Here is a 13,887-nt window from a genome sequence, read left to right on the forward strand (position 1 = left end):
GAGGGTGTTTCTTTAATCCGGCCGCTCTCCCATGTACTGATGGGGAGGCTGGGTGTGATTTTGAGCTGCCCACCTCGTCAGCAGTTCGAAATCACCCCCACCCAGCCTCCCCCGGAGTACCTGGAGAGGGGTCGGACGAGCCGGTCCGGCTTTAAAGAATCCCTCTCAGGATGACAAACTCACGAGAACCGGACTACTTTCACAGGCCCGTAATGGTGGGCAGGCACCCATGATCAATCACTGCAACTACGCGAATCCCCGACCCCTTCCCTGGCTGCTGATGCTCCTGTTTACCAGCATCACCCTGGCCGCCGACGACGCGCCCAAATCCAAGGTCGCCATCTTCCCCCTCGCCGGTGATGCGCCGGTCGACCTGCGGGAGCGGGTCGGGTTCTCGCTGCGCAGCAAGCTCGATCGCGAGGCGACGTATGAGGCGGTCTCGGGCATCGAAATGACCGAGGCGGTTGAGGGTATCGATTCGCCGGTGTCGTTCGCGACGCCGGTGGATGCGGTCGACGATCTTTCCAAACCCCTGGCGGCCGACGTGGTCATCTGGGGCGAGTTGTCGAAGAAGGACGCGGGTCACGCGCTGGCGGTGAAGGTGTTCGACTTCCGCGCGCTCGACACGCTGCCGTTCGAGATCCGCCAGCAGATCGACCAGCCGACCGACGTGCGGTTCGTCTCGGAAAGGGTGCTGGAACACCTGGCCGACGTGAAGCGGTTCGAGCACCCGACAGAGGAAGCCGTCACGGACGACGCCGCCTCGGCGGCGCTCTGGGCAGCCAACCCGAACCTCGTCGTCAACGGCGGCTTCGACGAGGCGGGGCACTGGGAGCGCATCTTCAAGGCCGAACGGCACCCGGTGCGGCTGGGCAGCGCGCTGCCCGATTACGACAAGATCGTCATCTACACCATGACCGAGGCTGACGGCACGCCGAACAAGGTATTGGCGATGCAGCTCTCCCGCGCCACCGCCGAGGGACCGGGGCTGGCGGCGCTGTCGGAACCAATCGCGATCCAGCCCGACACGCGATACCGGCTGCAGTTTCGCTACCGCTCGGGCGGCCCAAAACTGCACATCTTCGTGAAGGGCTACACCAACGTGCCCGACGGCAAGGGCGGCACGATCGAGCGCGAGATCTACCGCCGGCAAGTACCACCCACCGGCGGCACGGACCGCCAGTGGGTGACGATCATCGACGATTTGAACCCGCAACACGTGAACCGCCCGGTGCAGCACTTGCGCGTCAGCCTCTACACCTACCTGCACCCGGGCCTGGTGATGTTCGACGACGTGATGCTGAAAGCCGTCGGCGGCCAGACCCGCAAAGCCGTCGACGCCGCGATCGACCTGCCCGCAACGCGGCCGGTTCGCTAAAGAAGCGTTCAACGCGGAGGCGCAAAGGTACGCAGAGATCGCGGGGAGAACGTTGGAAAGCGCTCTGGTCCCTCTCCCGGTACTCCGGGAGAGGTTAGGTGAGGGTGATTTAGAGTGACGAGTGACGAAACAAGAATGGTGAATCAATGACGAAGTGGGAGTGACGAACGTGCCTCACACCCGTCATCTTGAGAGGGTATTAAAGAACACGCTCGCGTTCGCCTCTCATGTGGCATGGACGCCAGAGCCCATGCCTGTGGACTGGAAGGAGAAATGCATTTGCGGGTGACTGCGCTGACCAAGCCGCAGGCTCAAAATCGAGTCTTCCGACCTCACGACACGCATGGGCTCTGGCGTCCATGCCACGGGCGGAGCGGACGCGGCACCGTTTCTCAACACCTTCGGAGTACCTGAGGATGACGATCAGGCCTGCTTTGGTTTCGTCATGCGGACTTTGTGCGGAGCGTGAATTCGCTCTCCATTAACCTCTTCTCCGCGCCCTCCGCGTCTCACCTCTGCGCCTCTGCGTTGATCCCCTGCGCCTCCGCGTTGATCTCCGCCCGCACAAACTCCCGCCGGCGGTACTGGTAGAACTCGGCCCAGTTCCAGAAGGCGCGCACGTGGAACCGGCGATCGCCAGCGGCCAGCCAGTCGGGACCGAGCAGGGGGCCGAGGTCGTCCTCGAACAGGTCGGAGTTGGGCGGCTCCTGCGTCCAGACGATCAGGCGGGTAATCGCGGGGCGGGCGACCATGTCGGCGGCGACGCGGTCGGGGCCGCGGTAGCGGGGGACGTTTAACTCATCCCACGCCTTGTTGCGCCGGATGTCCCACGGGCCGGCGGGGCCACCGACCGCGCGCTGGAGGTAATAGCTGCCGGCGGTGCTCTCGATGCTGGCCGTGCCGGGCGAGGCGCCACCGCGGCCGGTCTGCACATAGGTGCGCGTCGCGGCGGAATCGCGGGCGCTGACGAGGTCGGCGGAAATCAGGCCGTGCGGCGCTTCGGTGTCGGCCAGCAGCCGCGTGCCGAACTGCGCAAGGTTGATCGCCAGTAGAAAGCACACCGCGGCCCAGCGCAGCGGGCGCGTCGGCAGGTGCATGAATAAGATCGCGACCGCGATCGCCACCGCCGGCCACACGATTGCCAGCCAGCGCGGCATCCAGATCGATTGCCGACCGGCGACCTGCGTCTCAGCCGCCCGGCCCATCACGAACCCGCGGCGCTCGAAGTATCCTTCTATGCCGTGATAGAGCCCGAAGCAGATCAGCAGCAGGCTGCCCGTTACCAGAAGAAACTTCAACGAGGCCGCCAACCGCCCGCGCACGGTCTCGGCGGAGCGGTCGAACCAGATCGCGGCGATCGCGGCAAGGATAGGCCCGATGACCACCGGCCGCGTCAGTCGGTCGATCCACCGCTCCAGCCACGGCACCGCCGCGTCACCTGCGGGGCGGACCAGCGCGTCGATCAGCGTCCACACGATCGCCAGTGGGATCGCGACGCCCAGCAGCCGCGACACGAGCGGGCTGACCTGCGTCAGCGCTGCCACGCTGATCACGCAGCAGGCGATCACCCACCAGTGACCCCCCGCGAGGCCGCCGATGGTGTCGATCCAATACCGTGGCGACACGGGGCGGTCGGTCGAGGCGCAGTAGAAGACGTAGGCGGGGATGACGATCCAGAGCGACAGCCACAGCCCGATGCGCCAGGCGGGCTCGATGTGCGTCGGGGTTGGTCGCAGCAAACTGCCGACTGCGCCCGGCGAGGCGCCTTCCGGGTGCCACGGGCGGCTTGCCCGTCCGTGTTCGAGTTCATTCTTCGAAGGAACGGGTTCGCGGTCGACCGCGTCGCGTCGGCCGACCCACCGGCGGCTCCAAGGCATCGCGCCAAGGGTCATCAGCAGCAGCAGGATGCCCAGCGCCCATGCCATGGCGCGCGACACCCATTCGATCACGTTGCCCTTCTGCGCTTCCTGAATCCACAGGAAGCTGAACAGGTACGCCGCGGCACTGTCGGCAATGATAAGGTTGGTCGGCTGGCCTTGGTTTCGGTCGTCGGCCCAACTGATGCCAGACGCGCCCCAGCCACGCTCTTCGATCTGGTCGGCCACCACGTTGAACGCGCCGTAATGCACGGCGTCGCCCGAACAAATCACGAGCATCCCGATTACCAACGCAACGGTCTTCAATCCCGTCGTTCGGCGGGCCGTCAAGAAGAACAGCAGGTGCAGCGCCAGGACGGCAAAGCCCATCCCATGCAGGCCCACCATCGCCACGCCCGCCGCCACCCACGCCAGCCATGCCGTGCTGCGGGACGTGCGGGCCCACAAGAGCAGGCAAGCCGTGGAGAGCGCCACGCACAGCCAGAACTCCATGTACATCTTGCCGTCGCGCGAGTAGGCCAGCAGGTACGCGCTGAACGCGGTGAAGGCAGCGACGACGAGGCTCTCGCGCACGGCGACCATCTGCCGGGCCAGGAAGTACATCGCCGGGATCATCAACGTCCCGGCGATCGCGGGGGCCAGACGCATGCCGAAGGGGTCCATCGGGATCACGCGCGACATGAACCAGTACAACTGGTAATGCAACGGCGGAAACCACGCGTCCCGCAGCACGGTCAGCAGCTCGCGGTACGTGCCGGCGATGCGCGCGTACGTCGCCGCCTCGTCGCCCCAGAGCGGGGGCCGGTCGAGCGCGATGAACCGCAGCACGCCACCGGCGATCGTCAGACCCAGCAGGATCAGCATCGCTGCATGACAGCGGTACCAGGGCCGGGCTATTGATGATGCGATGTAGGCGTGCGCGTTCGTCCCGCGGTCAGCCGCGGCGTCGCGCGCCGAGTCTGATGGCTCCAACTCGTGGGCCGGACGGAATGCAATCGTATTGTTGTCGGTCGTAGACATGACGGAACGGATCATCTGGTCCCTCTCCCGCATGCGCCGGGAGAGGGATCAGACCTGCTGAATAACCTCTGCGGATGACGGTGCGCGCGGCGCGTCATTCCCTCGCCCGAAAGACAAGAGCCCACGGCGTCCGGCCGTGGGCTCTGTCGCTGCAATCTATTAGTCGTCTGCGTCGCGATCGTTGTCGTTCACGGTGCTACCGGAACGCTAATCCCAGCGGAAAATTCCCTTGGCCCAGGCGTAGATGTACGCCACCAGCAGGATCGCGACGAACAGCACCATCTCGACCAGGAGCAACGTCGAATGCGACCCCGGCGTCTGCACGGCGTGCGGGAAGATGCTGGCCCAAGGGTAAAAGAAGACGATTTCGACGTCGAAGACCAGGAAGATCATCGCCACGATGTAGAACCGCACGTTAAACCGCTGCCGCGTGTCACCGATCGGCACCATGCCGCTCTCGTACGTCTCTTCCTTGCCAGGCCCCGTACGGCTGGGGCCGATCAGCGTCGACAGGATCACATTGCCGACGGCAAATCCGATCCCGATCAACAGCAGCAGCACGACCGGCGCCCAGGAACTAGGCGCATCGTTCGTCGTCACTTGAGCAAGCACGGCGGTATTGAACATAAGTTACCTTCCCAAACCGCAGCACAGTCTAAGGAACCGCGCGCTGATTGAAAAGCCCGGCTCAGACGATCCCACGTAGCACCCGGCTTGCCAGGGATCTTCACTTCTTGATCGATGTCGCAACGCCCAACACGACAGAACCGATGCAATACAGGTCAAGCTGGCACATGCGTTGAGCTAGGTACGGTGCCCTTTCGCGGACTCAGCAGATCGATTCGTAACCTAAACCACTAAATATCTGAACTTGGTCGACGTACGCACGCGATTTGCTTTGCGGGCTTCCTGAGAGATCAGCAGACCTTTCGTCTGCGTCATGCGGTTGGACGCATTGCGCCTGGGGATATTTTTGAGACTGCCAAGGTTGGTGGTCCGGGCCGGCTCCGCCGTGAGTGTTCTCAGGGAGATTCCACTATGCGTAACACACTCGTCCTGAACCGCGCTGTCGCCTTGTCGTTGAGCGCGGTGCTGGCAGTTCTTACCGGTTGTCAGAATTCTAACTCGCGCGATGGCGGCATGTCGTCGTCGGGCAGTGGCGGGTCGAAGGGCTCATCGGGAGGCATGCTATCGGAGACCACGACCGACCCCTCCGCAAAGCAGGCCACCGGTGACAAGGCCATGGCCAACCGGGAGACGCAGCTGCTTGAATCGCTGGCGTACCCCACCGGTAACCGTGAGACGAGTGCCGTGCTACTGGAAAAGATGGGATCGAAGCAGATCCGCATGGGCCAGCCCTATGAGTATCAGCTGAAGGTCACCAACCTCACCGACGCGCCGCTGGCCGGCGTGGAGATCAGCGAGCAGCTCGGTGAAAACTTCAAGGTGACGACCGCCCAGCCCGAGGCGCAGCAGCGCAACGGGCAGAACGTCTACTCGCTCGGTGAGCTCAAGCCCGGCGAGAGCCGCACGATCAACGTCACCGGCACGGCCAACGGCCCCGGTGAGGTCACCAGCTGCACCACCATCGCGTACAACCCCACGCTCTGCACGGTCGCAACCGTGATCGCCCCAAAGATCAACATCGCCAAGAGCGGGCCGCAGCAGGCCGACATCTGCGAGGAGATCGTCTACAAGTACTCGATCTCCAACACCGGCACCGGTACCGAGACCAATGTGCGCGTCGTGGACACGCTACCCGACGGCCTCGTGTCGGCCGATGGCAAGAAGACCATCGACTTCACGGTCGACGCAATCCCGGAAGGCAAGACTCGCGAGTTCGAGGCGCGCGTGCGGCCCGACCGCGTCGGTGAGTACAGCAGCCAGGCCAAGGCCAGCAGTGCCAGTGGTGAAGTTCAAAGCGAACAGATCACGACGCGCGTGATTGCACCGGAACTGAAGGTCGCCGTGAATGGTCCCGAGCGTGAGTACGTCGGCAAGGCCGTGACGTACGAGGTGACGGTCGAGAACAGCGGTCAGGCTGCGGCCCGCAACGCGCAGCTGTCGTTCGACGGCGCCGGTGAGGCGACGATCGCCGCCATCGGAGGCGAGGGCGAGGCCCAGACCGCCTCCGGAAGCGTGGGTGGTGACGGTGGCCAGATCGGCAACATCGAGCCCGGCCAGACCCGCCGCTACCGCGTGACCGTGCCGGCCGAGCGCGCCGGCACCATCAACGTGAATGCTGTCGCCAAGGCCGAGTGCGCCAAGGACGCTAGCGCCATGGCGTCGACCACCATCGAGACCCTTCCGGCCCTGCTGCTGGAGGTCGTCGACCGCGACGACCTGGTCCGCATCGGTGAGAGCGCGTACTACACGATCAAGGTGACCAACCAGGGCACCGGCCCGGACACCAACATCGGCATCACCGCCACGCTGCCCCCGGAACTACAGTTCGTCAGCGGCTCGGGTGCCAGCCAGGCACAGAACCAGGGTCAGGAGGTCCGCTTCGCCCCGGTGCCCAGCCTGGCGGCCGGCAAGTCGATCGAATGGAACGTCGAAGCCAAGGCCACCAAGGCCGGTGACGTCCGCTTCCGCCTGGATATGAACAGCGATTCGCTCGGCAAGAACGTGACCGAAACCGAAGCGACCCGTCTGTACTAAACGTCAACCCCCGGCGCGAGAGCGCCAGGCTGTTTGATCGAAACGAAGCCCGTGCGGCCCCCCCGCGCGGGCTTTTTTTGCGCGCCTCAATCCGGTCAATACTCCAGAAGGAACGTCGCTCCGGTCGATAAAAAGTCGACGGGCGCTCACATAGGGGCGTCTTCAGCTGTAAACCGAGTTTTTCCGGAAGCGGAACGCGACATGGCCCATCCACGCATCCTCCTGATCGCCGAATCGGCCGACCCGAACGGCACCGACGCCACGCTCGAAGGGTGGCAGATCACCCGCGCATTGGCGAATGTGACCGACACCCACGTCGTCACCCATGCGCGCCACAGGACCGCGTTCGAGGCGGCGGGGCTGGTGCATGGGCAGGACTTCACCGCCATCGGTGCGCGCGACAACGTCTCAGCGATCGCCGGCTCGCTCGCCGAGTCGCCCGTGGCGCTCAACTGGGCCGCCGGCGCAGCGCAAAGCGCCGCAACTGCCGTGGCTTACGCACGGTTTGAAGAGGTGCTGTGGCTACAGTTCCGCGACCGGTTGCGCAGCGGCGAGTTCGCGGTCGTGCACCGCGTCACCCCGCAAAACGCCGCCATCCCCAGCCCGATCGCGGCGCGCCTGAAGGAGATCGACGTGCCGTTCGTGCTCGGCCCGATCACCGGTACGCTGCCGGCGCCGCAGAACTTCAGCGACGCCCGCCGGTCGCTGCCGATCAAGCAGCCGTGGATGCGCTACGTGCGCGAGGCTTACCAGTTCCTGCCCGGCTACCGCTCGACGCGCGGCTGCGCCAGCGCGATCATCATCGGCTCGCGCGAGGCCGGCCAACGCCTGCCGCGCGGCTTCGCCGACCGCAGTTTCTACATCCCCACCAGCGCCGTCGACGACTCGCGCTTCACGAAGGTGCGCACCCGCGTCGCCACCCGGCCGATCAAGGTGCTCTTCGCCGGCCCGCTGACCGAAGCCAAGGGCGCCGACATGCTCCTGGAGGCCGCGGCCCCGCTGGTGACGGCGGGCAAGATTACGCTCGACTACGTGGGCGATGGCCCGCTCGCGCAGTCGATGTACGACACGACGATCCGCGATGGTCTCGACGACGGCATCCGCCTGCACGGCCCGGCCGACCCGATGGACCTGCAGGAGTGGATGATCGAATCTGATCTTCTGGCGTTGCCCAGCGTGCGCGAAACGAACGGCCAGACGGTCCTGGAAGCCATGAGCGTCGGCTTGCCCTGCGCCGTCGTCGACTACGGCACGCCCGGTGACATCGTAACCGAGCAGACCGGCTTCCTGGTGCCGCCCGGCGCCCGCCACCAGATCATCGCCAGCTATCGCGAGTTGATGCATGATTTGTGGAACGACCCCGAGTTCATCGAGTCGCGCACGCACGTCGCCCGCCAGCACGTCGCCGGCCTCACCTGGGCTGCCAAGGCCAACGAGATCGCGGGCGTGTATCACTGGTTGCTGCACCAGGAAGCGCCGGCGCCCCGGCTGCCGATGCCGATGCGGCGAGCGGGGTAACTTCAGGCTGACAGACAAAACCCTGTCGCCTCGCGCTCACTTGTCATCCCGATGGGAGCCTAAAGGCCAGCGGACAAACCCTATTGCGCGACCATTCAACGATGTCATCCCGAAGTGAGCGGTAGCGACCTGAGGGATCTCCAAGTGGCTGACACGTGTCCCTCTTTCGAGATCCGTCAGGTCGGCAAGCCTCCCATCAGGATGACACGTCCATGATCAACGCAGGGGTTTGGTCCGCCAGCCTTTAGGCTTGTACCGGCTGGCGCGACTATTGCGCGCCTGACGATAATAGAGGTTCTGCCAGCGCTCTGGACGGCAAAGTTGGCACGCGCGGCCTGTTCATAACTATTCCATCAGTAGCCCAATAAAATTTGCCCTGCTAGATTGCCGGGCATGCGAGCAGTGCGGTTCATGCCTTTGGCGTTCGTAGCGGGCATTCACGGATTTGCCATGTTTGCCGCCTATGCCGCCGTGTTGGGCGCCACCGTGCTCGTCTCCCGCCGCTTCACGGCGTAAAGCCCTTACCGCCGACGCGTCCGATAACCCTCTCCGGAAGAGCAACCTGCTGCTGTGACCGCATGCGCTGCGCCGTTCATCGACCGGCGATTCATCAAGTTGCCACGCCCGCCGGTACCCCTATACTCGTAGACGATGTTAAGCAGGCGGAAAACACGCGAACTGGCGATGCAGGTGCTGTTCCTGTGGGACACGAACGGCCAGAGCGACCACGCGCTGGCGGCGCAGCTCGTGGACGATGGCTCGACCGAGGATGCCACGCGCCGCGACGCCCTGGCGATGGCCGCCGGCGCGTGGAACGGGCGCGACGTGGCCGACAAGTGGGTCGAGCGGCTCGCCCCGCAGTGGCCCCCGCGCCGCCAACCGGCCGTCGACCGCAACCTGCTGCGGCTTGCGATCTACGAGATGACCGCCACCGACACGCCAGCGAAGGTCGTCATTGATGAGGCGATCGAACTGGCGAAGTCGTTCTCAACCGAAAACAGCCCCAGCTTCATCAACGGCGTGTTGGACGCGGTGCTGCACGAGCGAACGGCCTTGCTGGAAGGCGCCGCTAAGCCAGAATAGCGGCGGCAGATACGAGCTCGCGCACCACAAGATAAAGGTTGTCATCCCGATGGGAGCCTTGGCGACCTGAGGGATCTCGACCGGCCGAGCGTCGTTCGAACATTCGAGATCCTCCCGTCGCCTTAGGTTCCGCTCGGGATGACAATGGGTGTGGGACGGCCCGGCGACTTAAATTTTTGAACTCATGCGATTCTTCTCTAAAACCCTCGACAAGCTAAAAGGCGCGCTGAAGAAGACCGCCGCGGTGCTCAACACCGACGTTCGGACGCTGTTCATTCCCGGGCGGCAAATCGACGACGCGTTTCTGGCCGAGATGGAGGAAAAGTTCATCCGCGCCGACATGGGCGTGAAGAACGTCAGCAAGATGGTCGCGGCCGTGCGCGACCGCTGGCGATTGGGCAAGATCAAGAACGCCACCGACGCCGAGGCCGTGGTCCGCGAACAACTGCTAGCCAACTGGCCCAACGAAGAGCGCGAATTGGGCTTCGCCCCCAGCGGGCCGACGGTGGTGCTGGTGGCGGGAATCAACGGCGCCGGCAAGACGACCAGCATCGCCAAGCTGGCCCACTTGCTGAAGAACGAGATGGGCAAGAAGGTGATGGTGTGCGCATCCGACACCTTCCGCGCCGCCGCCGTCGACCAGTTGACGATCTGGAGCCAGCGCATCGGCGTGGAAATCGTGAAGCACAAGATGGGCGCCGACCCCGCCGCCGTCGCCTACGACGCCTGCGAGGCCGCCAAGACGCGCGGCATCGACGTCCTGATCGTCGACACCGCCGGCCGGCTGCACACGCAGGACCACCTGATGCGCGAGCTGACCAAGATCCGCGACGTGGTCGCCAAACGCATCGAGGGCGCGCCGCACGAGGTACTGCTGGTCATCGACGCTACCACGGGTCAGAACGGCGTGCTGCAGGCGATGAACTTCCAAAAGGCCATCGGCGTTACCGGCATCATCCTCGCCAAGCTCGATGGCACCGCCCGCGGCGGGGTGGTGGTCTCGATCAAGGAACAGCTGAAGATCCCCGTCAAATTCATCGGTCTCGGCGAAACGCCCGAAGACATCGAAACCTTCGACCCGCAACGCTTCGTCGACGCCCTGTTCGGCGAAAAAGTCCCCGCGACCATATAACGCCGCACCCCAACTTCTGTAGGACAGGCATTCCTGCCTGTCTCTCCCCCCGGTCTTCTGTCCTCTATCCTCTGTCTTCTGTGGCACAGACATTCTTGTCTGTGTCTCCCCCCCGTCTTCGATCAAGAAGAGTTCAACGAACCGCCTCCGAAGAAAAGGTTGAACCACAGAGGACACAGAGCACACAGAGACAGACACGGAGAGAAAGAGTGCGTGTGAGAGGCATCCTTCTGATTGGGATCTAGTGCTTGGTCATTTGTTTGGTGTTCGGGCTTGGGATTTCTTTCCCTTCCCTCACAACTGCGCCCTCAGCAACGCCGCCGCGTGTTCCATCAGTTTTTCCATCCACGGCCGGTTCTGCCATTCCTCCAACGTTACGCGATGCGCACGCTTCAGATCGGCTTCGAACAGTTCCGCTTGGCGTTCGGCAAACTCGACGTCGTAGATGTTCAGGTTCGCCTCATCGTTCAGTCGGAACGACCGCGTGTCGAAGTTCGCGCTGCCCACCGATGTCCACTGTTCGTCGGCGATCAGCACCTTGCAATGGAACATCGTCGGCTGGTACTCGTAGATCTCAATGCCCGCCTCCAGCAGCGGCCCCCAACGCGCGCGTGACGCACGGCGGACCACGTGCGCATCGATATGTTCGCCGGGCACCACGATCTGCACCCGTGCGCCGCGCTTCCGCGCATTCACCAGTTCCTGTACTGAAAGGTCATCCGGCACGAAGTAGGCGCTGGCGATGCGCAGCGATTTCGCGACGCACGCGATCGACATCAAAAACATCAGCCGCGCGCTCTCGCTGCCTTCCTCCGGGCTGCTCATGAACATTTGAGCCGTGCAGCTGCCGGCCGGTTCGAGTTTTGGGAAGTAGTCGGGGCCGTGCAGGACGCGCTGGTGCGTCTTCAGCCAGTTGTCCATGAACGCCGCCTGCATCTGCGCCACGGCCGGGCCTTCCACGCGGAAGTGCGTGTCGCGCCAGTGCTGCGGGTCCTGGGCGTCGCCCATCCATTCGTCGGCGATGCCCACGCCACCGGTGAAGCCGATCCGGCCGTCGATCACCAGCAGTTTGCGATGCGTGCGGTGGTTGGCGCGGCGCAGGTTGTACCAGTGCAGCGGATGGTAGCGCTCGACCTGCGCGCCGCAGCCCTTCAGGCGTTCGATGGATTGCTGGTCCATGCGTTTGCTGCCGAGCCAGTCGAGCAGCACGTGCACCTTCACGCCGGCCTGCGCGCGCTCGCCGAGCGCATCGACGAAGCGCCGGCCGATATCGCCTTGCCAGTAGATGAACGTCTCGAAGACGATCGTCCGCTGCGCGCCGCGAATCGCGTCGAGCATCGCGGGGAAGATCTGATCGCCGTTCACGAGACGGTCGACTTTGTTGCCCGTGGTGAACTGCGGCGGCAGCAGGTGCTGGACCGATCGCAGGAACTGCTCATCGCCGACCGGGTACTGGTGCTGGATCTCGTGCTGGATCTTCTTCTCGTGCGACGTGAGCGCGCGGATGATCAGCGACAGGGTGTACGTGACGACCGCCGTTGCCGCGATGATGGACCAAGTTCCCATATACCACCGATCCAACACTGGGCGACAGATTCCTGCCGCCGGTCAAAACATCCGCTCAACAGGGCGGAGGAATAGAGTAAGTTACCGTCATGCCTGAGAAAACGAACAAAGTGGCGATCATCGGCGCCGGCAGCGTGGGCGCGACCATCGCGTACGCCTGCCTGATTCGCGGCGTGGCCAAACGCATCAGCATTTACGACCTGAACGCCGACAAGGTGCAATCGGAGCTGCTCGACCTCAACCACGGCCTGCAGTTCGTCCCCATGGCGATCGTGGACGGCAGCGACGACGTGGCCGTTTGCGCCGATGCCGACGTGATCGTGGTGACCGCCGGTGCCAAGCAGAAGCCGGGGCAGACGCGCTTGGATCTAACCGAAGCCAACGTGCGCATCTGCCGCGATCTGCTGCCCAAGCTGCAGGCGGTGGCGCCGCGGGCGATCTTCCTGATGGTCACCAACCCGGTCGACGTGCTGACGTACGTCGCGATGAAGATCACGGGGCTGTCGCCGGCGCAGGTCATCGGCAGCGGCACGGTATTGGACAGCAGCCGGTTCCGCTACCTGATCGGCAAGCATCTGGACGTGGCCGTGCAGAGCGTGCACGCCTACATCGCCGGCGAGCACGGCGACAGCGAGGTGCCGCTCTGGAGCAGCGCGAGCATCGCCAATATCCCGCTGCGCGACTGGGCCCGCGTGAACCGCGGTTCGATGACGCGCCAGGAAGAGGCCGACATCTTCCATAACGTCCGCACGGCCGCTGCGCAGGTGATCGCGGGCAAGGGCGCAACGAACTACGCGATCGGGCTGGCGACCGCCAAGATCTTGGAAGCGCTGCTGCACGACGAGCATCGCGTGCTGCCGGTCAGTTCGCTCATCAGCGACGTCTGCTTCAGCTTGCCCAGCATCGTCAACAGCACCGGCGTCGAAGCCGTGCTCCCCGTGCCGCTGCACGATGCAGAACTGACCTCGCTGCGCAAGAGCGCCGCGGTGATCAGGGACGCGATCAAGCAGGCGGGTTTCTAAGGCTGGCCCTTTAAAAGCTCATCGTACGCCAAGCGGTCCAGATGAAACTGCTCTCGCGTGCGCGTGTAGGCTCCAGGACTCTGCATGCGGCCAACGGCGTGGAGCGCGCCGGGCTTCACACGGCCACGGTCATCGAGCAATTCGTCATTCGCGTGCAGGTGTAGCACTTGGCCAACGATGATGCGGTTGCGGCCGAACTCGATCGTCGACAGCTCGCGGCACTCCAGGTTTACCGGGCTCTCTGCTACGCGCGGCGGGCGCACGCGCGTCGATGGGACGGCTGTGAGACCGACGGCGGCCAATTCATCGACGCCGGCGGGGAAATCCGTCGCGGTGAGGTTCATCTGCTCGGCGATCGCCTCGACGACTACGTTCACCACGAACTCACCGGTAGCGCGAATGTTGGCAGCGGTATCCTTCGGCACGTCGCGCTCGCGATCGCCCACGCCAAGCACCACCACCGGTGGGTCGCTGCCCATGGCGTTGAAGAAACTGAACGGCGCGGCGTTCACGCGGCCGTCGGTGTCGATCGTCGTCACCAGCGCGATCGGCCGCGGCACGACGACGGCCGTCAGCAGCGCGTAACGCTCGCGGGCGGGAAGTTCGTCAAAGTTGAACTCCATGATCGTC

Annotated in this window: 10 protein-coding genes; 6 read left to right on the forward strand and 4 right to left on the reverse strand. The window is 64.3% G+C overall.

Annotation, left to right across the window (positions count from 1 at the left end; genetic code table 11):
* The first annotated feature begins 280 nt into the window (after positions 1 to 280).
* Positions 281 to 1,378: a hypothetical protein gene (locus tag VGN72_10330; GenBank protein ID HEV7299751.1), complete on the forward strand. Its 1,098-nt coding sequence runs from the start codon at positions 281 to 283 to the stop codon at positions 1,376 to 1,378.
* A gap of 509 nt (positions 1,379 to 1,887) precedes the next feature.
* Here VGN72_10330 and VGN72_10335 read toward each other — a convergent pair.
* On the reverse strand, positions 1,888 to 4,290 hold the full coding sequence (locus tag VGN72_10335) for a glycosyltransferase family 39 protein (protein ID HEV7299752.1): 2,403 nt from the start codon (positions 4,288 to 4,290) through the stop codon (positions 1,888 to 1,890).
* A 192-nt stretch (positions 4,291 to 4,482) separates the two neighbouring features.
* A complete protein-coding gene (locus tag VGN72_10340) occupies positions 4,483 to 4,902 on the reverse strand; it encodes an NADH-quinone oxidoreductase subunit A (GenBank protein ID HEV7299753.1) in 420 nt (139 codons plus the stop codon).
* 411 nt (positions 4,903 to 5,313) lie between these two features.
* Between VGN72_10340 and VGN72_10345 the strand changes: the two genes are divergently transcribed.
* The 4 genes from VGN72_10345 (at position 5,314) to ftsY (ending at position 10,669) form a co-directional block, all read left to right on the forward strand.
* Positions 5,314 to 6,936: a CARDB domain-containing protein gene (locus tag VGN72_10345; GenBank protein ID HEV7299754.1), complete on the forward strand. Its 1,623-nt coding sequence runs from the start codon at positions 5,314 to 5,316 to the stop codon at positions 6,934 to 6,936.
* A gap of 201 nt (positions 6,937 to 7,137) precedes the next feature.
* Complete coding sequence (locus VGN72_10350) at positions 7,138 to 8,454, forward strand: glycosyltransferase (protein HEV7299755.1); 1,317 nt, start codon at positions 7,138 to 7,140, stop codon at positions 8,452 to 8,454.
* Positions 8,455 to 9,105: 651 nt separating this feature from the next.
* Complete coding sequence (gene nusB, locus VGN72_10355) at positions 9,106 to 9,537, forward strand: transcription antitermination factor NusB (GenBank protein HEV7299756.1); 432 nt, start codon at positions 9,106 to 9,108, stop codon at positions 9,535 to 9,537.
* 184 nt (positions 9,538 to 9,721) lie between these two features.
* Positions 9,722 to 10,669 (forward strand): signal recognition particle-docking protein FtsY, encoded by a 948-nt coding sequence (gene ftsY, locus VGN72_10360; GenBank protein ID HEV7299757.1) that lies wholly within the window; start codon positions 9,722 to 9,724, stop codon positions 10,667 to 10,669.
* Positions 10,670 to 10,963: 294 nt separating this feature from the next.
* On the opposite strand, the gene VGN72_10365 is transcribed toward ftsY, so the two are convergent.
* A complete protein-coding gene (locus tag VGN72_10365; protein HEV7299758.1) occupies positions 10,964 to 12,235 on the reverse strand; it encodes a phospholipase D-like domain-containing protein in 1,272 nt (423 codons plus the stop codon).
* A gap of 89 nt (positions 12,236 to 12,324) precedes the next feature.
* Between VGN72_10365 and VGN72_10370 the strand changes: the two genes are divergently transcribed.
* Positions 12,325 to 13,257: an L-lactate dehydrogenase gene (locus VGN72_10370; GenBank protein HEV7299759.1), complete on the forward strand. Its 933-nt coding sequence runs from the start codon at positions 12,325 to 12,327 to the stop codon at positions 13,255 to 13,257.
* On the opposite strand, the gene VGN72_10375 is transcribed toward VGN72_10370, so the two are convergent.
* Positions 13,254 to 13,880, reverse strand: coding sequence for a flavin reductase family protein (locus VGN72_10375; protein HEV7299760.1), 627 nt, complete (start codon positions 13,878 to 13,880; stop codon positions 13,254 to 13,256). The genes VGN72_10370 and VGN72_10375 overlap by 4 nt on opposite strands.
* Positions 13,881 to 13,887 lie beyond the last annotated feature (7 nt).

The sequence above is a fragment of the Tepidisphaeraceae bacterium genome (assembly GCA_035998445.1).
GTDB lineage: Bacteria > Planctomycetota > Phycisphaerae > Tepidisphaerales > Tepidisphaeraceae > DASYHQ01.

Coding starts and splice junctions, on each gene's coding strand:
- VGN72_10335 (HEV7299752.1), bottom strand. CDS start 4,290: ATGATCCGTTCCGTCATGTCTACGACCGACAACAATACGATTGCATTC.
- ftsY (HEV7299757.1), top strand. CDS start 9,722: ATGCGATTCTTCTCTAAAACCCTCGACAAGCTAAAAGGCGCGCTGAAG.
- VGN72_10340 (HEV7299753.1), bottom strand. CDS start 4,902: ATGTTCAATACCGCCGTGCTTGCTCAAGTGACGACGAACGATGCGCCT.
- VGN72_10350 (HEV7299755.1), top strand. CDS start 7,138: ATGGCCCATCCACGCATCCTCCTGATCGCCGAATCGGCCGACCCGAAC.
- VGN72_10370 (HEV7299759.1), top strand. CDS start 12,325: ATGCCTGAGAAAACGAACAAAGTGGCGATCATCGGCGCCGGCAGCGTG.
- VGN72_10365 (HEV7299758.1), bottom strand. CDS start 12,235: ATGGGAACTTGGTCCATCATCGCGGCAACGGCGGTCGTCACGTACACC.
- VGN72_10345 (HEV7299754.1), top strand. CDS start 5,314: ATGCGTAACACACTCGTCCTGAACCGCGCTGTCGCCTTGTCGTTGAGC.
- VGN72_10330 (HEV7299751.1), top strand. CDS start 281: ATGCTCCTGTTTACCAGCATCACCCTGGCCGCCGACGACGCGCCCAAA.
- VGN72_10375 (HEV7299760.1), bottom strand. CDS start 13,880: ATGGAGTTCAACTTTGACGAACTTCCCGCCCGCGAGCGTTACGCGCTG.
- nusB (HEV7299756.1), top strand. CDS start 9,106: ATGTTAAGCAGGCGGAAAACACGCGAACTGGCGATGCAGGTGCTGTTC.